This window comes from Pseudomonas tumuqii (assembly GCF_013184545.1).
Taxonomy (GTDB): domain Bacteria; phylum Pseudomonadota; class Gammaproteobacteria; order Pseudomonadales; family Pseudomonadaceae; genus Aquipseudomonas; species Aquipseudomonas tumuqii.
In genome coordinates this window covers 363,966-386,691 of sequence record NZ_JAAOJA010000004.1, presented here as the reverse complement: position 1 = coordinate 386,691, position 22,726 = coordinate 363,966, and the positions used below count along the sequence as shown (strand labels likewise).

Genomic DNA, 22,726 nt, shown 5'->3' with positions numbered 1-22,726 from the left:
CTCCCCAGGAACAGATGACCATGCGCCAACCGGATATCGAGATTTACCTGAAAGATGCCGATCACCACGCCATCGCCGCCTGGTTGAGCGAAGCGCTCGGCCCCTGCACGCCCTGGCAGCAGAAAGGCCAGACCTTCAAGTGCCTGGCCGGCGAGGTGCCGGTGACCTGGCTGCCGAAAGCCGTCGGCAAATGGCACAGCCTCTACCTGGAAAGCGCCGCCACCCCCTGGGACGACGATTTGAGCTGCGCCCAGGCCGCCTTTGCCGCGCTCGGCGTCGAAGTGCGCTGCGCCCCGGGCAGCTGGCAGGAAGAGGAAAACGACGAACAGGCCGATCGCTGGATGCGCATCAGCGCCGACGGCGTCGAGGAAATCACCTGGCGCACCAGCTGAGGCTTTCCAGCCGTCAAGCGCCCGGGAATGGGCGACGTAGCAAGCAAAGGCACTTACCTAGTGTCGCGTCACAGATCAACCTGCGGTTAAACGGCCCCTCGTAGGGTGGGTTAGGCGCACGCTGCCGATAGCGATGAACCAGCAAGATCCGTTGCGCCGTAACCCACCATCGGCGCAACGCGGGAGATCGCTTGGTGGGTTACGCGGCGCGCCACGATAGCGATGCCTGATCGCTCGGAGGTTGGCGCCGCTAACCCACCCTACAATGGATCCGACATGTTGTGATCAACCGTGCTTGCGCCGCCGCCATAGCCACAACGCCAGCACGCCGAGGGTCAGCAACAGCGGCATCAGGGCGATATTGGCGAACTTCAGGGTGCGTCCCAGCGCCTCGATATCGGCGTTCAACTGGTAGCGCACCTCGCGCAGTTCCTTGCGGATCTTCAGCTTCTCCTGGAGGAACTGCTGCACCGTGGCCTGCTGCTCCGGGGTCAGTTCCAGCGCCTTGCTCGGGTCGTCGTTCTGCTGCAAGGCGGCGAGCTTCTGCTCGGTGTCCGCCAGGCGCGCCTGCAGGGCCTGTTCCTTCTCGCGAAAGCGCACTTCGGCCTCGCGCTGGATCGCCTCGACCGCCGCGAACGGACGGGTGAAGCGTCCGCGCGAACGCACACTGATCAGCGCCTCGGAGCCGGCCAGGTTATCCAGGGCGTTGATCGCGAAGCCGGCGTTGTCCGCCCACGGCTGCGGAATGCGCTGGCCGAAGAAGTCCTGCACCTGCACCCACATGCGGTCGGTGAGCAGGTCGGTATCGGCGACGACGATGACGTTGATGTTGTCCGCCTGCTGCAAGCCGTCCTTGCGCCCTTCGATGCCGTCCGGATAGGCCGACAGCGCCGGACCGTCGATGCGCGCGGCCAGGCTGTAGCGCTCGCCGGTCGGTTCGAGCTCGCGGATCAGCTCCTCCGGGTTCTGCAGCATGGCGAAGCGCTTCACGTCGAAGGGCATGGCGTACTGCGAGCTCTGGATCAGCGGGATGAAACGGGTCTTGGCGCCTTCCAGCGGCTCGAGTATGCCGGCGGCGGCCACGGTCAGGTTCTCCAGCGCGGCGGTGCTGATGTCGTCCTGATCCAGCGCCTTCTTCGGCAGGCTCAGCCAGGCGGCATGCCGCACCGGACGCCGATCCTGGCCCATGCTCACGGACATGGCGTAGGAGCCATCGCCGAGCACCTGGTCCGGCACCATGCGCAGGCCCCAGGCCTTGAACAGCGGCTCGAGATCGGAGGACTTGTCGATGGCCATCGCGCCGGGCATCTCGGCCTGGGTATCGGCCTCGCTGAACGGATCGACGAAGGCCAGCAGCTTGCCGCCGCGCAGGACGAACTGGTCGATGGCGTAGAGGGTCTGCTGCGGCAACTGTTTGGGGTGCACCAGCAGCAGCACCGAGACATGCTCGGGGATCAGGTCGACGTCGGCCTTCAGGCTCTCGATCTGGAACAGCTGGCGGATCTCCTCCATCACCATCCACGGCGGCGTCGGCTGGCGTGACGCCATGTCGAAACCGCCATTGATCTGCAACCCGGACAGCACGCCAACCACCGGCCGCTCGGGCTTGGCCAGGCTCAGCACTAGACGGCTGAGTTCGTATTCGAGGAACTCCTCCTGATCCAGGGCGAAGAACGGAATCACCTGGGTCGTACCCTCGGCATTCTTGCCGGCCAGGCCGAAGTACAGCGAATCGCCGCCCTGTTGCAGGGGAACGGCCTGCAGGCCGAACTCGGCCGCCCGGTCCTCGTCCTCGGAGAACGGCGCCGGGTCGATGACCTTCAGCTTGAGCTTGCCGCCCGCCTCGCGCTGGTAGGCCTTGAGCATTTCCTCGACGCGCTTGGCGTAGGTGCGCAGCGCCGGCAGGTTCTTGGAGGCGCTGTCGGAGTAGAAGAAGTTCAGCTCCACCGGCTGGTCCAGCTCGGCAAGAATCTGCCGGGTACCGGGGGAGATGGTGTAGAGCTTCTGCTCGGTCAGGTCCAGGCGTGCGCCGGTCAGGCTCAGACTGGAAAACAGGTTGAAGGCGAGAAACGCCAGGGCGATGAGGACGAGCCCGGCGCCGGAAACCATCAGCTTTTTCATGGGCACCCTCAGTCGGCTTTCTTAAGGTCGATGACCACCGCAGTCGCAGCCAACCAGGCGGCGATCAGGGTGAGGAAATACAGCAAATCGCGCAGGTCGATCACGCCCTTGCTGATGGCATCGAAACGGGTCAGGAAGCTCAGCGACGCCACCGCGTCGATCACCCACTGCGGCGCCCAGCCACTGAAGCCGTCGAGCACCATGGGAAAGCCGCTGACGATGAACAGGAAGCACACGCTGACCGCGAGGATAAAGGCGATTACCTGGTTCTTCGCCAGCGCCGACATGCACGAGCCGATGGCCAGGTAGGCACCGGCCAGCAGCCAACTGCCGATGTAGCCGGTAATGATCGCGCCGTTGTCCGGCTCGCCCAGGTAGTTGACGGTGATGATCATTGGAAAGGTCAGCAGCAACGCCAGGCCGGCGAAGGCCCAGGCCGCGAGGAACTTGCCGGTGACCGCCTCGAAACGGGTGACCGGCAGGGTCATCAGCAGCTCGATGGTGCCGGATTTGCGTTCCTCGGCCCACAGGCGCATGGCAATCGCCGGTACCAGAAACAGGTACAACCAGGGGTGGAAGGCGAAGAACGGCGCCAGATTGGCCTGGCCGCTCTCGAAGAAATTACCCAGATAGAAGGTGAACACCCCGGACAGGACCAGGAAGATCACGATAAATACATAGGCCAGCGGCGTGGTGAAGTAGCTCGCCAACTCGCGTTTGAACAGCACCGGCAACTGCCTCATACCATCTCCCCACGGGTCAGGCTGCGGAACACTTCGTCCAGCCGACCGCGTTCGACATTCAATTCCTTGACCCGCCAGCCGCGCTGAGCGATCAGCGCATTGACCTGCGGGAAGATCACCTGACCCGGCTTGGCCAGCACGCTCAGGCTGTGCTCGCGCTCGTTCTCTTCCACCCCGATGACGCCCGGCAAGGCCGCCAGCGCCACCACATCCAGCGGCTCTTCGGCCACCAGGGTGACGGCCTGGTGGTAGCGCGAACGGCTTTCCAGCTCCAGCGGCGTGCCATCGGCGAGCAGCTTGCCGTGGGCGATCACCACCGCACGGGTGCAGACCGCGCTGACTTCTTCGAGGATATGGGTGGAGATGATCACGATCTTGTCGTAGGACAGGCTCTGGATCAGTTTGCGCACCTGGTGCTTCTGGTTCGGATCGAGGCCATCGGTGGGCTCGTCGAGGATCAGCACCCGGGGATCATGCACGATGGCCTGGGCCAGACCGACCCGGCGCTTGAAGCCCTTGGACAGGGTCTCGATCGACTGCTCGAGGACATTTTCCAGCTCGACCTGGGCCACCGCCTTGGCCACCCGCTGCCGTTTTTCAGCCCCCCTGAAGCCGCGCACCTCGGTGATGAACTCGAGGAAACTGCGCACCGTCATGTCGCCGTAACAGGGCGCGCCTTCCGGCAAGTAGCCGATCTGCCGCTGGGCCTTGAGGCGGTCTTTCTGGATATCGAAACCGAGAATGCTCGCCGTGCCGGACGTCGGCGCCAGAAAGCCGGTGAGCATCTTCATGGTGGTGGACTTGCCGGCACCGTTCGGGCCGAGGAACCCCAATACTTCCCCCCGCTCGACGCGAAAGGACAGGTCATCCACCACTGTGTGCTGTGCGAAACGCTTGGTTAGCTTGCTTATCTCGATCATGGTCCCTCACCCGTGCGGTAACAGATCCTGCTCGCGGCCCGTAGAGCGGCGAAACGGGCTTTCAATGCCGGCAGGACTATAAGGAGTCCGGCGCCAACAGTGCAAGCCAAGAACCCGGAAGTCATAGCCCCCGCGCTAACCTGCACGCCCCACCCCCGGCGCTTCAACCAATCGGCTCATGACAAGCTTTTGCCGGCACGCCAGCGATCCGGCACACTAGCCGCCCCCGAGCAATCGCTCGTTTGCACAGCCAGCAGATTCCGTATGACCCGCTCCCCGTTACGCCGCCTCGTGTTCGGTACCCTGCGCCGCCTGCTGTACCTCTGGGTACGTTCGGAAACCATCAACCAGTCGGCCTTCAGCCTCAAGCTCGACCGCAGCAAACCGGTGTTCTATGTGCTGCAACTGCCATCCCTGAGCGATCTGGCGGTGGTCGATACGGAGTGCCGCAAGGCCGGCCTGCCGCGCCCGGTACTGCCGGTCGCGGTGGGCGAGTTGCTGGAGCCGGCGGCGTTCTTCTACCTGACCCCGGAGCCGGACTGGCTCGGCCGCCAGGACAAGCGCGGCATTTCGCCGACCCTGCAACGCCTGGTCAGCGCCCTCGCCCAGCACGCGGTGGACGATGCGCAGATCGTCCCGGTCAGCGTGTTCTGGGGCCAGTCGCCGGACCGCGAGACCAGCGCCTGGAAGCTGCTGTTCGCCGACAGCTGGGCAGTCACCGGGCGCCTGCGCCGCCTGGCCAGCATCCTGATCCTCGGGCGCAAGACCCGCGTGCAATTTTCCACCCCGATCCAGCTGCGTGAACTGGTCGCGCAGGACAAGGGCCACGAGCGCACCCTGCGCATGGTGCAGCGCATCCTGCGGGTGCACTTTCGCCAGCAGAAGGCCGCGGTCATCGGTCCCGACGTGTCGCACCGGCGCAACCTGGTCAAGGGCCTGGTACATGGCCCACAGGTACGCCAGGCGATCATCGAGCACGCCGAGCGCGAAAACATTCCCCTGAGGAAGGCCGAAGCCTTGGCCCTGCGCTACGGCAACGAGATCGCCTCGGACTACACCTACACGGTGATCCGCTTTCTCGAACTGCTGCTCAGCTGGTTCTGGAACAAGATCTACGACGGCATCAAGGTCAACCACATCGAGGGCGTGCAGGAGGTTGCCCAGGGCCACGAGGTGATCTATGTGCCCTGCCATCGCAGCCATATCGACTACCTGCTGCTGTCCTACCTGCTGTTCCGCAACGGCCTGACCCCGCCGCATATCGCCGCCGGGATCAACCTCAACATGCCGCTGATCGGTGGCCTGCTGCGGCGCGGCGGCGCCTTCTTCATGCGCCGCACCTTCAAGGGCAACCCGCTGTACAGCGCGGTGTTCAACGAATACCTGCATACCCTGTTCAGCAAGGGCTTCCCGGTCGAGTACTTCGTCGAGGGCGGGCGCTCGCGCACCGGGCGCATGCTCCAGCCGAAGACCGGCATGCTCGCCATCACCCTGCGCAGCTTCCTGCGCAGCCACCGCCTGCCGGTGGTGTTCGTGCCAGTGTATGTCGGCTACGAACGGGTGCTGGAGGGCCGCACCTACCTCGGCGAACTGCGCGGGGCGAGCAAGAAGAAGGAGTCGATCTTCGACCTGTTCAGGGTCGTCGGTGCGCTCAAGCAGCGCTTCGGCCAGGTCTGGGTCAACTTCGGCGAGCCGATCAAGCTGGCCGAATTCCTCGACCAGGAGCAACCCGGCTGGCGCCGCCAGGAACTCGCCCCGCTCTACCGTCCCAGCTGGCTGAACGAGGCCACCCACAGGCTCGGCCAGCGCGTGGCGCAACACCTCAACGAAGCGGCGGCGATCAACCCGGTCAACCTGGTGGCCCTGGCGCTGCTCTCCACCAGCAAGCTGGCCCTCGACGACCGCGCCCTGGCCCGCGTGCTCGATCTCTATCTGGCGCTGCTGCGCCGCGTGCCCTACTCGCCGCACACCACCCTGCCGGAAGGCGACGGCCAGGCGCTGATCGAATACGTGCAGGGCATGGATCTGCTCGCCGAACAGCGCGATGCGCTGGGCAAGATCCTCTATCTGGACGAACACAACGCCGTCCTGATGACCTACTACCGCAACAATGTGCTGCACATCTTCGCCCTGCCCGCGCTGCTGACCAGCTTCTTCCAGAGCAGCGCACGGATGAGCCGCGAACAGATCCTGCGCTACACCCGCGCGCTCTACCCCTACCTGCAAGCCGAGCTGTTCATCCGCTGGAACCTGGAGCAGCTGGATGCGGTGGTCGACCAGTGGCTGGCGGCCTTCGTCGAACAGGGCCTGCTCAGCTTCGAGGCCGACGTCTACGTGCGTCCGCTGCCCAGCTCGCGGCATTTCGTCCTGCTGACCCTGCTCTCGCGCACCATCGCCCAGACCCTGCAGCGCTTCTACATGGCCACCGCCCTGCTGCTCAACGCCGGCCAGCATGCGATCAGCGCCGAGGAACTTGAAGACCTGTGCAGCGTGATGGCCCAGCGCCTGTCGATCCTCCACGGCCTCAACGCCCCGGAATTCTTCGACAAGAGCCTGTTCCGCCACTTCATCCAGACCCTGCTCGACCAGGACGTGCTGCGCCGCGATGCGGCCGGCAAGCTCAGCCACCACCCGCTGCTTAGCGAACTCGCCGAAGGCGCCGCCAAGCGCGTGCTGCCGGCGGAGATCCGCCTGTCGATCCGCCAGGTGGCCATGGACAGCAGCGAGGATGTGCTGGAACCGGTTTAGCCGCCGCGCCTCACGAGAAGGCCCGCCCCAACAAGCCCTCATCAAACTAAAAATAACTCGTTGTTTTATAAATAGAAATTTAAAGTTTAACGAACTTGTGCAGGAACCAGTAATCGTAGGATGGTACGGGCCGCGTAGGATGAGCGCAGCGATACCCATCGGGCGGTTTATGCCTGTACCCGTTGGCGGGGCGGATATCGATGATGGGTTACGGCGCGCTTGTTCTGCTGGCAGCAAGTCGACTTGCGGGCGCCTAACCCATCCTACGGTCTTGGCCCTTGAGTACCCCAGCTTGCCGCGCGACAGCACGGCGCCGAAGGCGTGGCGGCCCCTCAGGCTACCAGGCTAGGCGACAACCGGGCCGCCAGACGGCCCTGCTCATGCCCCCTGCTCCTGACGCGCCAGCGCACTGCGTAGCAGGGCCGGCTGCAGCGGCCGATCGAGGAAGAAGCCCTGGGCTTCCTCACAGTCGTAGCGCTGCAGAATGTCGAGTTGCTCTTGCGACTCCACACCCTCGGCCGTCACGGTCAGGGAGAGCGCCCGGCCGAGACCGATGATCGCCTTGATGATGGCCTCGCTGCTCTCGCAACCGTCCAGGTCGGAGACGAAACTGCGATCGATCTTCAACCCATCGAAAGGGAATGTGCGCAGATAGCCGAGAGAGGAATAGCCGGTACCGAAGTCATCCATGGACAGCCTGACGCCCAGATCCTTGAGCGCCTGCATGATCACCAGCGCGCCCTCGGCATCCTCGAGCAGGACGCTCTCGGTGAGTTCCAGTTCCAATCTCGACGGCGGCAGGCCGGTTGCCTCGAGAACACGCTGTACCCGGGCCACCAAGTGCCCGCGCTGGAACTCCACCGACGAGAGATTTACCGAAACGATCAGATCCTCACTCCAGCTCATGGCTTCCGTGCAGGCGGCCTGCAACACCCAGGAACTCAGGGGCACGATCAGGCCGGTGCTCTCGGCGATTGAAATAAAGGTATCCGGGCTCAGCAGGCCGCGTTGCGGGTGCTGCCAGCGCACCAGCGCTTCGGCCGCGACCATGCGTTTGCTGCTGACGCTGTAACGGGGCTGCAGGAGCAGGCGCAGCTCGTCGTTTTTCAAGGCCTGGCGCAAGTCGCTCTCCAACTGGCGCTGTTCGACGGCCCGCTCGTTCATGTCGCTGGCATAAAAACGCCAGGTATTGCGCCCGGCCGCCTTGGCCTCGTACAGGGCGATATCCGCATAGCGGAGCAACTCGTCCGCCAAGGCGGCATCGGCGGGCGCCATGGCGATGCCGATGCTGGTGCCGATGAAAATACTGTGGTTGTCGATCTCGAATGGCTGTTCGATGCTGGCGATCAAGCGCTCGCACAGGTGCTCCACTTCCGCCTGAGCGGATATGCCGCTGATGATCAGGATGAACTCGTCACCGCCCATGCGGGCGACCAGATCGCCATCGCGCAGGCACAGGCGCAAGCGCCGGGAAACCTCGTAGAGCACCTGGTCACCGACTTCATGGCCGAAGGAATCGTTGACCTGCTTGAACCGGTCGAGATCGAGGCTCAGCATCAGCAGAGGCTTGTCCGCGCTGGGCGCCGCCTTGAGCTTGCCGTCGAGAAATTCCTGCATGCGGTTGCGGTTCGGCAAACCGGTCAGCGCGTCATGCAGCGACAGGTGCTCGATGCGCGCCCGCGCCTCGACCTCTTCGGTGATGTCGCTGACAGTACCGCGGTAACCGCCGCTGGCCTGAGCATCCGCAACGGTGCGCATGGAGAGTCGGCAGGTGCGCAGACGACCATCCCGGGCGCGGTAATGACATTGCCGGGTGCCATCGGATGCCCTGGTCTTGCGCTTGCTCAGCCAGAGGGACAGGCCACCGGGACACTCGATGAATTCATCGATCGGACGCCCCAGCCAGTCGCGCTCGGCATGCCCGGTCACCGCCTGAAAGCGCGCGGAAAGGTAGGTCAAGCGCAGCTCGGCATCGACTTCCCAGATCCAGTCCGAGGCGGCTTCGGCGACATCGCGAAAGCGCGCCTCACTGGCCGCCAGGGCCCGCTGGCTGGCGTACAGGGAGGCATAGTTGGCATCCATCTCACGCGCGGAAGCCATGGCCCGGCGCAGGGTCAACCAGGTGGCCAGCGCAAAAATGCTTCCGGCCAAGGCCAGCAGCGGCAGGATCAGGTACAGCAACTGATCGCCAGGCCGGGCCGGCTGCCAGCGCAGCAGCAGCGGCTCGCCACTGATGGTGGCCAGGCGCAACGAGGGCGCGCCGGGTGCATCGGCTGCCGCGTTGCTCACATGCAGCTTGTCGATGCCGAAATCCTCGCCAAGCGCCTGCAGCTTGTCCGGCCCGAGCAGATCGACGAAGAGCAGAACCGATGTCGGCCCCGGCACTTCGGCTACCAGTGGATCGCCTCCGGGGGTAAAGCCCGCAGCCGCAACCAGCGCCGGCTGACCGGCTATCTGCACAAAGCCCACGAGTGGCTCTTCATCCCCGGCCTGCTCGCGCGCCTGCGCGAGCAGGCCGGCTATATCCTGCCCGAGCCATTGCTCCACCGAGGTTGCCACGAGCTGGCCGTCGACCACCGCATAGGCGGTGGAGTCATTGGCCGCGACGACAAACACGCCCTCGAAGACGAAATCCTCGAACAGGCCGGGGCCCAGGTTCTGCCGCGTATAGGCCCACTCAAGATCGACCGTGGCATGCAGGTGTCGATAGGCCTCGCCCCAAAAGGCGTAGTCGCCGATAGTCGCCAGAATCGACTTCTGCCGGGCCTGGGTGGCCTTTTCCACATAGAACAGGCTCTGTTCGATCGCCCGCGTGTTCTGCTGCAGCGCAATCTGCAGCAACGCCACACTGGCCACGACGAACAGCACCAACAGCAAGGCCGAGATAAGCAGCAACGCCCGGCGTGTGGCACTCGAGTTGGCGACGCCGCTGGTCGGTTGACGGGGCAGTTCCGCTGTTGGCGACATGGCAAATCCTCGACCGGTTGGTGATACGGCGCACAGCAGGTGCAAACCAGGAAATACACAAAACTGAAGGCATTATGCCAGCAGCTCGCCATTCCCCGATAACACCAGCGCGCTCATTCAACTGCGCCATAGTGTCGCCAAAGGCATTGAGCAAATCGTGAACGAAGGTCATATCCGTTGAATAATTACGACTGCAGATCGCCCGGTCCGATCGGCCATGAACAGTCGATGGCGATTCAGGGCGCACATCCGGCCGGCTGTCGCTAGCGCTGAACGGATCGCTGCGCTGCATGACAGCGACCAGCCGCTACTCGGAAACCTGGCGGATATCCAGCAGCACCCACACCTCGTAACCCTTGGCGCGCGCGGCTTTTTCGGCCTCGAGCTGGGCGGCGAGCGTGCTGATCGAGCGGGAACGGTGTTCGAAGCGGAAAGGCGGGCCACCGTTCTTGCGCACGCTCAGTTCGACGAGCGTGTAACTGGACGGTGGCTTGGGCTGTGGCTGTGGTTGTTTCGGCGGAGCCGGGTCGAGGCCGAGGGCGCGGCGCATCTCGCCTTCTGAAAGGTTTTTTTCGGTCAAGCTAGAGCCCTAATGCATTAATTGAGTGTCATGGTTGAGCAGGACTTTGCAGGGAATTTCACGACAAAGTGCTGCGGGGCGGTGAGTCGTGTCAATGCAGCGCAAATCGAAGTGGATAGTGCCACGTCGACATAAAGAAGTGGATACGCAGCGCGTGATCCACCCCGACTTGCGGCTGGTAGCGCCAATCGAGCCGACCAACGGACTCTTGCCAGCGCATACCGCACCGCAGCCCCGGGCCATGCCCGCGAACCGTGGCAGGGCAATCTCACCGCCGCGCAGAGTTGGTCGACCCCGGCACTGTGGGTAAGATGGGGCATGACTATAAACAGCCCGCACTTTTCACTCGACCACCCCCGCCTGCTCGACGCCCTCGTCGCCACCGACAAACTGCTGATCATTCAGGACCTGGACGGCGTCTGCATGGGCCTGGTGCGCGACCCGCTGACCCGGACCATCGAGCGGCGCTATGTGCAGGCGGCCCGTCAGTTGGCGGGACACTTCTTCGTCCTGACCAACGGCGAACACATCGGCCGGCGCGGGGTGAACGGCATCGTCGACAACGCCCTCGCAGCCCCCGCCCAGGCCCGCGAGCAAGGCCTCTACCTGCCGGGGCTGGCTGCCGGCGGCGTGCAACTGCAGGACCGCCACGGCGAGGTCTGCCACCCGGGCGTGAGCGCGGCGGAGCTGGCCTTTCTGCAGACGATACCGGGCAAGGCCGAGCGCTTTCTCGGCGAACTGCTGGCCGCACCGCCCTATGCGCTCGCCGCCTCCGCGATCGCGCCCCTGGTCGGCGCCTGCGTACTGGACAACCTCGCCTCACCGACCCTCAACATCAACAGCCTCTACCAGCATTTCAGCGAGCAACCGGCGCTCTACCAGCAGTTGCAGCGGGCGCTCGAAGGCTTCATGGAGCAGCTGCTGGAGCAGGCCGCCGCCTGCCGGCTGGAAGAATCCTTCTTCGTCCACTACGCGCCCAATCTCGGCAGCGACGCCCTGGGCCGGGAAAGGCTCGGGTACAGCACGGGCGACAATGCCGGCACCACCGATTTCCAGTTCATGCTCAAGGGCGCCATCAAGGAAGTCGGCGTGCTGGTGATCCTCAATCACTACTATCACCAACACACCGGGCACTACCCGCTGGGCGCCGATTTCAACGCCCGCCAGGCCCCGCGCGAGCGCGCCGCCCTGCTGCAACTGGCGCGTGCGCACTTCGACCCAAGCCAGATGCCGCGCATCGTCGGCGTGGGCGACACGCTCACCTCGGCCAGCCGCACGCTGGATGGCCAGACCCGGCAACTGCGCGGCGGCAGCGACCGCGGCTTCCTGACCCTGGTGCAGGAACTGGGCAAAGCCTTCGACAGCGACAACTGCGTGATCTACATCGACAGCAGCGGCGGCGAAGTCGATCGCCCGGGCCTCGATGCCGCCCTCCTGCAGCGTCGGGCGACCGACCCGGGCCTGGAACCCTGGCCGGCAGCCGCGGGCATCAGCGACCCCGCCGACCCACTCGCGCTGGATGTGGTGTTCTGTGGTGGGCATGCACAATACGTGACCTTCTTCTGCACCCTGGCCGAGCGCTACGCGGGGCGCATCGACGCCGCCTAGCCGGACGCAGCAGTGGCTAGCGCGCCGCCAGCAACCGCCGCACCTCACGCTGCACCATGCTGGCGTATTCCGGCGGCGTCATCTGCGCCAGTTGCGCCCGCAGCCATTCGTCCCACTTGCCTTTGCGCTTGCTCTTTTCGCCGACCAGGCGCGCAGCATCGACCTTGGTGCGGTGCAGGTTCTGCTGCCAAAGCTCGAACAGCCGGGCCTTTTCCGCCTCCTCGACGTTGCGTTGTGCGCTGGGTTTGTTTGCCAAGTTGAAGCTCATCGAGCACTCCTGCCGCTGGAAAAAGGGCGCGAATTCTACGCATTTTCTCCATGTTGGCCAGGCTTGATTCACTGCGTTCAGGCGGCCGGGAACTCGCCCCGCGTGCGGCAGCAGGCGTCTGCCTCAACTCTTCAGCCGGTAACCGGTCTTGAAGATCCAGCCAACGGTGAGCACGCACAGCAGCAGAAAGGCGAAGATCATGCCCAGGCTGAGCGCCACGTTGACGTCGGAGACGCCGTAGAAGCTCCAGCGGAAGGCGCTGATCAGGTACACCACCGGGTTGAACAGGGTCACCGTCTGCCACGCCGGCGGCAGCATGCTGATCGAGTAGAAGCTGCCACCGAGGAAGGTCAGCGGGGTGACGATCAGCGCCGGGACTATCTGCAATTTCTCCCAGCCGTCGGCCCACACGCCGATGATGAAGCCGAACAGGCTGAAGGTCAGCGCGGTGAGCACCAGCAGGGCCAGCATCCAGAAGGGATGGAGAATCTCGAAATCGACGAACAGCCGCGCCGTGACCAGGATCACCAGGCCCAGCACGATCGACTTGGTCGCCGCCGCGCCGACATAGCCGACCAGGATCTCCAGATAGGACACCGGCGCCGAGAGCAGCTCGTAGATGCTGCCGGAATATTTGGGCATGTAGATGCCGAACGAGGCATTGGAGATGCTCTCAGTGAGCAGCGCCAGCATGATCAGTCCCGGCACGATGAAGGCGCCGTAGCTGACGCCCTGGACCTGGGTCATGCTCGAGCCGATGGCCGAGCCGAATACCACGAAGTACAGCGAGGTGCTGATCACCGGGGTGGCGATGCTCTGCAACAGGGTGCGCCAGGTGCGCGCCAGTTCGAACAGGTAGATGGCGCGGATCGCGTAGAAATTCATGCGCGTGCCTCCCTGACCAGGTTGACGAAGATGTCCTCCAGCGAACTCTGGCTGGACTGCAGGTCCTTGAAGTCGATGCCGTGCTGGGCCAGGTCCTTGAGCAGTTCGGCGATGCCGGTGTGCTCGCGCTGGGCGTCGAAGGTGAACACCAGGGCATGGCCCTGGTCCGCCAGCTCCAGGCGGTGGCCGTTCAACCCGGCGGGAATGCTCGCCAGCGGCTGCTGCAGCTGCAGGGTCAGTTGCTTCTTGCCGAGCTTGTGCATCAGCACCTGCTTGTCCTCGACCAGGATGATCCGGCCCTGGCTGATCACGCCGATGCGGTCGGCCATCTCCTCGGCCTCCTCGATGTAGTGGGTGGTGAGGATGATGGTCACCCCGCGCGCGCGCAGGCCGCGGACCATGTTCCACATGTCGCGGCGCAGTTCGACGTCGACCCCGGCGGTGGGCTCGTCGAGAAACAGGATCTGCGGCTCGTGGGACAGCGCCTTGGCGATCATCACCCGGCGCTTCATGCCGCCGGACAGTTCCATGATCTTGGCGTCGCGCTTATCCCACAGCGACAGGTCGCGCAGCAGCTGCTCCAGGTAGGCGGGATCGGCCTTCTTGCCGAACAGCCCGCGGCTGAACTTGACCGTGGCCCAAACCGTCTCGAACACGTCGCTGACCAGCTCCTGGGGCACCAGGCCGATCTGCGCCCGCGCCGCGCGATAGTCCTTGATGATGTCGTGACCGTCGACCAGCACCTTGCCACTGCCCGGGTTGACGATGCCGCAGATGATGCTGATCAGGGTGGTCTTGCCGGCGCCGTTGGGGCCGAGCAGGGCGAATATCTCGCCCTTGCGGATATCCAGGTCGATGCGTTGCAGCGCCGGATGGCCGGAGGCGTAGGTCTTGCTCAGTTGCTGGATCGAGATCACCGGTTGCACGGGAGGGCCTTGCTGGGAAAAAGAAACACAGAGTGAATGAAAACTGGCGCGGGGTGAAGCCGGTACGCCATGCCACGGCCGACGATGGGCGGCCCTTGAGGCGAAATCGCCACGCTAGCATGATGGACGGCATGAACCCTACCCCTGCCAATTCAGGTTCGGCCGACACCGCGCTGGCGGCCTTTCATCCCGCGGTCGCCGCCTGGTTCCACCAGCGCTTCGGGGCGCCGACGCCGGCCCAGGTCGCGGCCTGGCCGGCGATCGGCGCCGGCCGCTCGACCCTGGTCGCCGCGCCCACCGGCTCGGGCAAGACCCTGACCGCCTTCCTCGCCGCCATCGATGCGCTGGTGCGCGAAGGCCTGGCCGCCGGCGGCGAGCTGGAGGAGCGCTGCAGCGTGGTCTACGTCTCGCCGCTCAAGGCGCTGTCCAACGACATCCGCCTCAACCTCGAGGAACCGCTGGCCGGCATCCGCGCCGAACTGCAGCGTCAGGGCCTGGCCGATGTGCAGATCCGCAGCGCGGTGCGCACCGGCGACACCACCCCGAGCGAGCGCCTGGCGATGCGCAAGCGCCCACCGCATATCCTGGTGACCACCCCGGAATCGCTCTACGTGCTGCTCGGCTCAGAATCCGGACGGGAAATGCTGAGCGGTTGCCGCAGCCTGATCGTCGACGAGATCCACGCCATCGCCGGCAGCAAACGCGGCAGCCACCTGATGCTCAGCGTCGAACGCCTGGAGGCGCTGTGCCAGGCACCGCTGGTGCGCATCGGCCTGTCCGCCACACAGAAACCGCTGGAGGCGGTGGCGCGCTTTCTGCTCGGCAGTCAGGCGCCGTTGCCGGTAACAGACGGTCTACTGGGCGAGGGCATCGAGCAGAAGGAAGCGATGCAGCACCGACAGGCAACCGGTGAAGTTGGACGCAGCACGGTCGAAACCCCCTCTCCCCTCCGGGGAGACGACTGCATGGATGCAGGAGGTAGGGCGACGCAGGACGCCAAAGCCGAGGGTTGGGGTGAGGGGAAAGCAACGCCGTCGATAAACCTGCCTGTCGACGCCCCCGCCTGCCATATCGTCAACATCGGCTACACCCGCCCCCGCGACCTGGCCATCGAAGTCCCGCCGGTGCCGCTCGAGGCGGTGATGAGCAACGAGGTGTGGGACAGCGTCTATGCGCGCCTGGCCGAACTGGCCCAGCAGCACCGCACCACCCTGGTGTTCGTCAACACCCGGCGCCTGGCCGAGCGCGCCTGCCGGCATCTGGCCGAACGCCTGGGCAGCGCCGCGGTCGCCGCCCACCACGGCAGCCTGGCCAAGGAGCTGCGCCTGGATGCCGAACAGCGCCTCAAGCGCGGCGAACTCAGGGTGCTGGTGGCCACCGCCTCGCTGGAACTGGGCATCGACATCGGCGAGGTCGAGCTGGTCTGCCAGCTCGGTTCGCCGCGCAGCATCGCCGCCTTGCTGCAGCGGGTCGGCCGTTCCGGCCACAGCGTCGGCGGCACGCCCAAGGGCCGGCTGTTTCCGCAGTCGCGCGACGAGCTGATCGAGTGCGCCGCCCTGCTCGACTGCGTGCGCCGCGGCGAGCTGGACGCCCTGGTAATCCCCCACGCGCCGCTGGACGTGCTGGCTCAGCAGATAGTCGCCGAAGTGGCCTGCCGCGAGTGGCGCGAGGATGACCTCTATCGGATGCTGACCCGCGCCGCACCCTACATCGGCCTGCCGCGGGCGACCTTCGACGCCCTGCTGAAGATGCTCGCCGAAGGCTACAGCGGCCGCCGCGGGGTGCGCGCCGCCTACCTGCACCGCGATGCGGTCAACCAGCGCCTGCGCGGCCGTCGCGGCGCCCGCCTGACCGCGCTGACCAGTGGCGGCACCATTCCCGACAGCGGCGACTACAGCGTGCTGCTGGAACCCCAGGGCCTGCCGATCGGCACCCTCAACGAGGACTTCGCCATCGAGAGCATGGCCGGCGATATCTTCCAGCTGGGCAACCAGTCCTACCGCATCCTGCGCATCGAACCGGGCAAGGTGCGGGTCGAGGATGCCCGCGGCCAGTCGCCGAGCATCCCGTTCTGGCTCGGCGAGGCGCCGGGACGCAGCGACGAGCTGTCGGCCGCAGTGGCGCGGCTGCGCGAGCAGGTCGAACAGCTGTTGAGTAGGGTGGAAAACCGCGAAGCGTTTTCCACCGAGGCGGACTCCGCTGATGGCGGTTCTGCCCTCCCCCCCAGCCCCTCGCCTTCGGCATCCATACAGTCGTCTCCCGTAAATGGGATGGGGCAGCAGATCGATACAGCAGCCGAGTGGCTGGTGGCGACCATCGGCCTCAGCGAACCGGCGGCGCTGCAGATCGTCGACTACCTGGCCCGTGCCCGCGCCGCCCTCGGCGGCCTGCCGACCCAGCGGCGGCTGGTGATGGAGCGCTTCTTCGACGAATCCGGCGGCATGCAACTGATCATCCACTCGCCCTTCGGCAGCCGCCTCAACCGCGCCTGGGGCCTGGCCCTGCGCAAGCGTTTCTGCCGCAGCTTCAACTTCGAGCTGCAGGCCGCCGCCACCGAGGACGCGCTGATCCTCTCGCTGTCGACCAGCCACAGCTTCCCGCTGGACGAGGTGTGGCGCTATTTGCATGCCAACAGCGCCGAACAGCTGCTGGTCCAGGCGGTGCTGGATGCGCCGCTGTTCGCCGTGCGCTGGCGCTGGAGCGCCGGCGTCGCCCTGGCCCTGCCACGCTTCGCCGGCGGACGCAAGGTGGCGCCGCAGCTGCAGCGCATGCGCAGCGAAGACCTGCTGGCCACGGTGTTTCCCGACCAGCTGGCCTGCCTGGAAAATATCGTCGGCGAGCGCGAGATCCCCGACCACCCGCTGGTGGCGCAGACCCTCGACGACTGCCTGCACCAGGCCATGGACTGCGAGGCCTGGCTGGCCCTGTTGCGGCGCATGGAGGCCGGCGAGATCGAGCTGCTCGCCCGCGACCTGCCGGCGCCCTCGCCACTGGCTACGGAAATCCTCAACGCCCGACCCTATGCCTTCCTCGACGACGCGCCGCTGGAGGAACGCCGCACCCAGGCGGTGCAGAACCGGCGCTGGAGCGAGCCGCAGTCGAGCGACGAGCTCGGCGCCCTGGATGCCGAGGCCATAGCCGCGGTGCGCCAGGAGGCCTGGCCCGAGGTGCAGGGCGCCGACGAGATGCACGAGGCGCTGATGAGCCTCGGCGCCATCAGCCAGGCCGAGGCGCAGGTCAATCCCGGCTGGCCGGCCTGGCTGGCGCAACTGGCCAAGGCCAGGCGCGCCACCTGCCTGCAGCGCGATGGCGCGCCGGCGCTGTGGCTGGCGGCCGAACGCCTGCGCCAGTGGCAGGCGTTGCATCCAGACGCCACGTGCAAACCGGCGATCCAGGCGCCGACTGGCTTCGACGTGCCCTGGACGGCCGAGGCGGCCGAGGCGGCCCTGGTTGAGCTGGTCCGCGCCCGCCTGAGCGGCTTCGGCCCCCTGCCCTTGCCACGCATCGCCGCCGATCTGCAGCAGGATGAAGCGGCGGTCAACCTCGCCCTGCTCGCCCTGGAGGGCGAAGGCTATGTGCTGCGCGGGCGCTTCACCCCCGCAACCCTTGAGCAAGAGTGGTGCGAGCGCCACCTGCTGGCGCGCATCCACCGCTACACGGTGGGCCGCCTGCGCCGCGAGATCGAGCCGGTGCAGCGTGCCGACTTCATGCGTTTCCTGTTCGACTGGCAGCGCGTGGCGCCAAACAACCGGGTGCGCGGCGCCGAGGCGCTGGCCGGGGTGCTCGGCCAGCTGGAAGGTTTCCAGGCCGCGGCCGGCGCCTGGGAAAGCGAGATACTGCCGAGCCGGGTCAGCGACTACGGGATCAACTGGCTGGACGACCTGTGCCGTTCCGGGCGCCTGGTCTGGTGCCGCCTGGCCGGGCGCAGCCGCGCCGCCGGCGGCCCGCTGCGCAGCACGCCGATCGTCCTGCTGCCGCGCAAACAGCTCGGTCTGTGGCGCACCTGCCTGGGCCAGGCGCCGGCGGCCGAGCCCTCGCCGCGCGCCGAACGCCTGCGCCAGGTCCTGGCCAGCCAGGGCGCGCTGTTCTTCGACGAACTGCAGGAGCAGGCGCACCTGCTGCGCAGCGAACTGGAGGACTGCCTCGGCGAGCTGGTCGCCCTCGGCCTGGCCAACGCCGACAGCTTCGCCGGGCTGCGCTCGCTGCTGCTGCCGGCGGCCAAGCGCAGCCAGCAGCAACGCCGCGCCCATCGCGCCCTGGCCAATATGCAGGACGCCGGACGCTGGGCCCTGCTGCGCGGCCGTGGCGATGAGGTGACCGAGAGCAAGCCGAGCGCCGAGGCCCTGGAGCATGTGGCGCGCACCCTGCTGCGCCGCTACGGCGTGGTCTGCTGGCGCCTGCTCGAGCGCGAGGCCGACTGGCTGCCGTCCTGGCGCGAGCTGCTGCGGGTCTACCAGCGCCTGGAAGCACGCGGCGAGATCCGCGGCGGGCGCTTCGTCGCCGGCGTGGTGGGCGAACAGTTCGCCCTGCCGGAAGCCGTCGCCCTGCTGCGCGAAGTGCGCAAGCGCCCACCCGACGGCAGCCTGATCGGCCTGTCCGCCTGCGACCCGCTGAACCTGCTGGGCACCCTGTTGAACGGCAGCAAGGTGCCGGCGCTGGCCGGCAACCGCCTGCTGTATTGCGACGGCATACCGGTGGCGAGCCTGGTCGCCGGCAAGATCCAGCTGCTGCAGGAGGCCGACACCTTCACCGCCGGGCAATGGCAGGCCGCCCTGATCCGCCAGGCGGGCCTGCCCGCCCCCCTGAGCCATCGCCCACACCGCGCCGGCTCACGGCCCTGAGCAGGCTGCTCTTACATCCAGCAGGCGATAGCCGACACCGGCCTCGGTGACGATAAATTGCGGAGCGGTCGGGTCATCGCCGAGCTTCTGCCGCAGATGGCCGACCACGACCCGCAGGTAGTGGCTGTCATCGGCATGGCTCGGGCCCCAGATATCCTTGAGCAGTTGCTGCTGGGTCACCACCCGGCCGAGATGATGGGCGAGCATCGCCAGCACGGCATATTCCTTGGGCGTCAGCGCCACCTCGGTGCCGGCCAGGCTGACTCGCCGAAAGGCGAAGTCGACCGCGAGCGCCCCGCTGCGCACCACCACGTCCTGCCGACTGTCGCCAGTGGCCTGGCGCAGCAGTGCGCGAACCCGGGCGAGAAACTCCTGAATACCGAAGGGCTTGGTGACGTAGTCGTTGGCCCCGCCATCCAGCGCCAGCACCTTCTCGCTCTCGCTGGCGCGTACCGACAGCACCATGACCGGTACCTGCGACCAGGCCCGCAACTCGCGCAGCACTGCCTGGCCGTCCATGTCCGGCAAACCCAGGTCGAGCACCACCAGATCGGGCTTGCCCAGCGCCGCCTGCGCCAGGCCATCACGGCCATTGCCGCCTTCGAGCACCCGGTAGCCCTGGGCGCTGAGGCTGATGCGCAAGAACTTGCGGATCTGCGCTTCGTCATCGATAACCAGAACGCTTGGTTGGGTGGTTCTCATGCAGATCCTTCTTCCATCAGGGGTTGTGGATGCAGCGGCAGATGCAGGGTCAGGCTGGCGCCCTGGCCATCCAGGCCCGCGCCGACGCTGACCCGCCCGCCGTGCGCGCCCACCATGCCCTGGCAGATCGCCAGGCCCAGGCCGGTGCCTTGCCCGCCCCGATCACCGCGCGCGGCGGTATAGAACATATCGAAAATTTTCTTGCGTTCATGCTCGGGAATCCCCGGCCCCTGATCGCTGACGACAAGGCGCAACTCGGCCTCGTCCGCCTCCACGCCGATGCGTAAACGCCCCTGCGGCGGCGAAAAACGCGCGGCATTGTCCAGCACATTGACCAGGGCCTGCTCGATCAATGCGGCATGGGCATAGAGCAACGGCAACTCGGCCGGCACCTGAATCTCAACCTGCAAAGGTGCCAGCACCGGACGCAGGCGGTGCACCGCGCCGGCGACGATATCCGCCGGGGCCACCCAGTCGCGTTCCAGCTTGAGGCTGCCATGGCCCAGGCGGGTCATGTCCAGCAGGTTCTGGATATAGCGGTCCAGGCGCTCGGCCTCATCGCGCGTGCCTTCCAGCAGCTCGCGACGATCCTCCAGCGGGATTCGTTCGCCGAGTGCCAGCAGGCTGTCGATGGAACCGCGCATGGCGGTCAAGGGCGTACGCAAATCGTGGGACACCGAGGCCAGCAGGGCGCTGCGCAGCTCCTCGGTCTGGCCGTGCAGGCGCGCGGCCTCCAGGTCTGCAGCCAGTTGCGCCCGCGCCAGGGCCTGGGCCAACGGCTGGCCCAGGGCGGCGATCAGCCGGCGCTGCTCGGGTGCCAGCACGCCGCCGTCCCTGGGGCTGATGCCCAGCAGTGCCAGCGGGCCATCTTCGCCAACCAGTGGCCACCACCACCAGCGCCCGGCGGGCAAGGTTCCGGTGCCCAGGCCGGCCGGTTGCTCATGCTGCCAGGACCAGTCGGCGGCGGCGCGCTCCTGTTCGGTGAGAGGACGCTGCAGACCGGCTTCGACTTTCCATATGCCGTCATGACTGCGGCCCAGCAGGCTGATATCCACCTCACGCCAGAGTGCGAACTGTTGCATCGCCGCCGCCAGCACGGCCTGGCGGTCGGTGGCGGCGGTCAGCTTGCGCGACAGCTCCAGCAGCGCCGTGGTTTCCGCCTGGGTCTGGCGCAAGGCCTGCAGCTGGCGGCGCTGGCGGCTGGCCAGGTTACCCGTGAGGCCGGCCACCAGGAGGAAAAACAGCAGGTTCAGCACATCCTCCTGGCGCGCGATGCTCAGGGTCAGGGTCGGCGGGATAAACAGGAAGTTGTAGGCCAGAAAGGACAAGCCGGCGCAGGCCAGGGCCGGGCCCAGACTGCTGCGCACCGCCACCACCAGCACGGCGGCGAGAAAGATCAGGGAAATATTCGGCAATTCGAGAACGCGCGACAGCCCCAGCGCGACACTCGCCGCGACCAGGGTGGCCAGCGGCGCCAGCAGGTAGTCATACCAGGCCAGCGGCTGGCGGCTGCGGTGCCGCGTGGGAGCGCGATCGGCCTCGGTGTCGAGGACGCTGATTTCCAGGCCCTGGCCCTGCGCGAGCAAGCGCTCGGCCAGGCCGCGACCGAGCCAGCGACGGCGCAAGCGCTGGCGGCTGCGGCCCACCAGGATCAAGCTGGCGCGGCGTTCACCGGCATGTTCGATCAGGGTGCGCGCCACCGCCTCGCCGCGCAGGCCGACCACTTCGCCGCCGAGGCGCTCGGCCAGCTGTTGGGCGGCCTGCAGGTAGCCGAGACTCGTTTCGTCGCGCTTGCCGCCCGTATCCACATGCACCACGGACCAGGGCAGATGCCGCCGCTCGGCCACCTGGCAGGCATGCCGGACCAGGCGCTCAGCCTGCCCATCGCCGTCTATCCCGACCAGCAAACGGCCCCGCACCGCCGGGGCGGCCTGCCCCTGCTGGCGATAGCGCTGATGCAGGTCGGCATCGACTCGGGCCGCGGCAGTCTGCATCGCCAGTTCGCGCAGGGCGGTCAGGTTGGTCTGGCTGAAGAAGGCGTCGATGGCCGCGCGCGCCTGCTCCGGCACCTGGACCTTGCCTTCGCGCAGGCGCTCGAGCAATTCCCGCGGTGGCAGATCGATCAGGAGGATTTCATCGGCTTCCTGCAGCACCCAGTCCGGTACGGTTTCCTGCACCTGCACACCGGTAATGTCGCGCACCCGATCGTTAAGGCTCTCCAGGTGCTGCACGTTGACCGTGCTGTAGACGTCGATGCCGGCGTCGAGCAGCTCCTGAACATCCTGCCAGCGCTTGCTGTGGCGGCTGCCGGGGGCGTTGCTGTGAGCCAGCTCGTCGACCAGTACCAGCCTGGGCGGACTGGCCAGGATGCCGTCGAGGTCCATCTCGTCGACGGCCACGCCGCGCTGCTGCGCACGCAGCACGGGTTGCTGCGGCAAGCCGGCGAGCAGGGCCTCGGTTTCGCCACGGCTGTGGCTTGCCACCACCCCGACGCGCAGGTCGACGCCCAGGCGCAGCTGTGCCTGCGCCGCCTGCAGCATGGCGTAGGTCTTGCCGACGCCGGCGGCCGCGCCGAGAAACACCTTCAGCCGGCCGCGTCCCTCCCTGGGCAGGTCATCCGGCGGGGCGGCGGCGCGTGGGGCATCACTCATGCGACTGACTCGGTGTTCATGGATGGCGAATTGTCGGCCCGCATTCGGTTGAGCGCCAGCAGATTGCAGCGCGCAGACATTCTCCGGGCGACTGGCGTAAAGGTTCGATACGCGCAGAGCGAAGGCGCGTAAAAAAACCGTAAATTTTCGCCGCGCAGCCCTCCGGACAGCAGCGGACGGGCTGAGTCGGGGGTAGCATTCGCCATCTGCACCGGCTCCCAGGGAAAAGAGCCCCTGCCCCCAGCGAATGACCCGCAGGCCTGGTCGTCGACTGGAAAGCGGCTGCATCAGCACACTCGTGCGCCCACTTTGAGAAGCGTCCCCCATGCACGCAAGCCCTCGCTCTGACCTCCCAACTCTGCTGGCGACCGTCA

Annotated in this window: 14 protein-coding genes; 4 read left to right on the top strand and 10 right to left on the bottom strand. The window is 66.5% G+C overall.

What is annotated here, in order from left to right; translation table 11 throughout:
* Window positions 1-20 precede the first annotated feature (20 nt).
* The gene (locus G9C89_RS10660) at window positions 21-392 is read left to right on the top strand and encodes a hypothetical protein (protein WP_172147847.1); all 372 of its coding nucleotides are present in this window, start codon (window positions 21-23) and stop codon (window positions 390-392) included.
* A gap of 285 nt (window positions 393-677) precedes the next feature.
* On the opposite strand, the gene G9C89_RS10655 is transcribed toward G9C89_RS10660, so the two are convergent.
* The 3 genes from G9C89_RS10655 to G9C89_RS10645 are packed head-to-tail and all read right to left on the bottom strand — an operon-like array spanning window position 678 to window position 4,176.
* Window positions 678-2,513, bottom strand: a complete 1,836-nt coding sequence (locus tag G9C89_RS10655) for a GldG family protein (protein ID WP_172147846.1) — start codon at window positions 2,511-2,513, stop codon at window positions 678-680.
* An 8-nt stretch (window positions 2,514-2,521) separates the two neighbouring features.
* The gene (locus tag G9C89_RS10650) at window positions 2,522-3,256 is read right to left on the bottom strand and encodes an ABC transporter permease subunit (protein WP_172147845.1); all 735 of its coding nucleotides are present in this window, start codon (window positions 3,254-3,256) and stop codon (window positions 2,522-2,524) included.
* Window positions 3,253-4,176, bottom strand: coding sequence for an ABC transporter ATP-binding protein (locus G9C89_RS10645; RefSeq protein ID WP_172147844.1), 924 nt, complete (start codon window positions 4,174-4,176; stop codon window positions 3,253-3,255). Before G9C89_RS10645 ends, G9C89_RS10650 begins: the two co-directional genes overlap by 4 nt.
* A 264-nt stretch (window positions 4,177-4,440) precedes the next feature.
* Here G9C89_RS10645 and plsB point away from each other — a divergent pair, with 264 nt between their 5' ends.
* Entirely contained in the window at window positions 4,441-6,924 is a 2,484-nt protein-coding gene (gene plsB, locus G9C89_RS10640) for a glycerol-3-phosphate 1-O-acyltransferase PlsB (protein WP_172147843.1), read from the top strand.
* 378 nt (window positions 6,925-7,302) lie between these two features.
* Here plsB and G9C89_RS10635 read toward each other — a convergent pair whose 3' ends face one another.
* Window positions 7,303-9,891: a bifunctional diguanylate cyclase/phosphodiesterase gene (locus tag G9C89_RS10635; protein ID WP_172147842.1), complete on the bottom strand. Its 2,589-nt coding sequence runs from the start codon at window positions 9,889-9,891 to the stop codon at window positions 7,303-7,305.
* A gap of 307 nt (window positions 9,892-10,198) precedes the next feature.
* Complete coding sequence (locus G9C89_RS10630; protein WP_172147906.1) at window positions 10,199-10,441, bottom strand: hypothetical protein; 243 nt, start codon at window positions 10,439-10,441, stop codon at window positions 10,199-10,201.
* A 348-nt stretch (window positions 10,442-10,789) separates the two neighbouring features.
* On the opposite strand from G9C89_RS10630, the gene stpA reads away from it, so the two are divergent.
* Entirely contained in the window at window positions 10,790-12,079 is a 1,290-nt protein-coding gene (gene stpA, locus G9C89_RS10625) for a glucosylglycerol 3-phosphatase (RefSeq protein ID WP_172147841.1), read from the top strand.
* A gap of 16 nt (window positions 12,080-12,095) precedes the next feature.
* Here the strand turns inward: stpA and G9C89_RS10620 are convergent, their stop codons facing one another.
* From G9C89_RS10620 to G9C89_RS10610, 3 genes are all read right to left on the bottom strand, one after another.
* A complete protein-coding gene (locus G9C89_RS10620) occupies window positions 12,096-12,347 on the bottom strand; it encodes a hypothetical protein (RefSeq protein ID WP_172147840.1) in 252 nt (83 codons plus the stop codon).
* A gap of 123 nt (window positions 12,348-12,470) precedes the next feature.
* Complete coding sequence (locus G9C89_RS10615) at window positions 12,471-13,232, bottom strand: ABC transporter permease (RefSeq protein ID WP_172147839.1); 762 nt, start codon at window positions 13,230-13,232, stop codon at window positions 12,471-12,473.
* The gene (locus G9C89_RS10610; protein WP_172147838.1) at window positions 13,229-14,158 is read right to left on the bottom strand and encodes an ABC transporter ATP-binding protein; all 930 of its coding nucleotides are present in this window, start codon (window positions 14,156-14,158) and stop codon (window positions 13,229-13,231) included. Before G9C89_RS10610 ends, G9C89_RS10615 begins: the two co-directional genes overlap by 4 nt.
* Window positions 14,159-14,289: 131 nt before the next feature.
* Between G9C89_RS10610 and G9C89_RS10605 the strand changes: the two genes are divergently transcribed.
* A complete protein-coding gene (locus G9C89_RS10605) occupies window positions 14,290-18,999 on the top strand; it encodes a DEAD/DEAH box helicase (protein ID WP_256674163.1) in 4,710 nt (1,569 codons plus the stop codon).
* On the opposite strand, the gene G9C89_RS10600 is transcribed toward G9C89_RS10605, so the two are convergent.
* Complete coding sequence (locus tag G9C89_RS10600) at window positions 18,988-19,701, bottom strand: response regulator (RefSeq protein ID WP_172147837.1); 714 nt, start codon at window positions 19,699-19,701, stop codon at window positions 18,988-18,990. The genes G9C89_RS10605 and G9C89_RS10600 overlap by 12 nt on opposite strands.
* Window positions 19,698-22,352, bottom strand: coding sequence for a sensor histidine kinase (locus G9C89_RS10595; protein ID WP_172147836.1), 2,655 nt, complete (start codon window positions 22,350-22,352; stop codon window positions 19,698-19,700). The genes G9C89_RS10600 and G9C89_RS10595 overlap by 4 nt, the downstream gene beginning before the upstream one ends.
* Window positions 22,353-22,726: the final 374 nt, after the last annotated feature.

Excerpts from the sequence above, each read along its gene's own strand:
- G9C89_RS10645 (WP_172147844.1), bottom strand. The coding sequence starts at position 4,176 with ATGATCGAGATAAGCAAGCTAACCAAGCGTTTCGCACAGCACACAGTG.
- G9C89_RS10600 (WP_172147837.1), bottom strand. The coding sequence starts at position 19,701 with ATGAGAACCACCCAACCAAGCGTTCTGGTTATCGATGACGAAGCGCAG.
- G9C89_RS10595 (WP_172147836.1), bottom strand. The coding sequence starts at position 22,352 with ATGAGTGATGCCCCACGCGCCGCCGCCCCGCCGGATGACCTGCCCAGG.
- plsB (WP_172147843.1), top strand. The coding sequence starts at position 4,441 with ATGACCCGCTCCCCGTTACGCCGCCTCGTGTTCGGTACCCTGCGCCGC.
- G9C89_RS10660 (WP_172147847.1), top strand. The coding sequence starts at position 21 with ATGCGCCAACCGGATATCGAGATTTACCTGAAAGATGCCGATCACCAC.
- G9C89_RS10650 (WP_172147845.1), bottom strand. The coding sequence starts at position 3,256 with ATGAGGCAGTTGCCGGTGCTGTTCAAACGCGAGTTGGCGAGCTACTTC.
- G9C89_RS10630 (WP_172147906.1), bottom strand. The coding sequence starts at position 10,441 with ATGCGCCGCGCCCTCGGCCTCGACCCGGCTCCGCCGAAACAACCACAG.
- G9C89_RS10620 (WP_172147840.1), bottom strand. The coding sequence starts at position 12,347 with ATGAGCTTCAACTTGGCAAACAAACCCAGCGCACAACGCAACGTCGAG.
- stpA (WP_172147841.1), top strand. The coding sequence starts at position 10,790 with ATGACTATAAACAGCCCGCACTTTTCACTCGACCACCCCCGCCTGCTC.
- G9C89_RS10655 (WP_172147846.1), bottom strand. The coding sequence starts at position 2,513 with ATGAAAAAGCTGATGGTTTCCGGCGCCGGGCTCGTCCTCATCGCCCTG.
- G9C89_RS10605 (WP_256674163.1), top strand. The coding sequence starts at position 14,290 with ATGAACCCTACCCCTGCCAATTCAGGTTCGGCCGACACCGCGCTGGCG.
- G9C89_RS10615 (WP_172147839.1), bottom strand. The coding sequence starts at position 13,232 with ATGAATTTCTACGCGATCCGCGCCATCTACCTGTTCGAACTGGCGCGC.
- G9C89_RS10635 (WP_172147842.1), bottom strand. The coding sequence starts at position 9,891 with ATGTCGCCAACAGCGGAACTGCCCCGTCAACCGACCAGCGGCGTCGCC.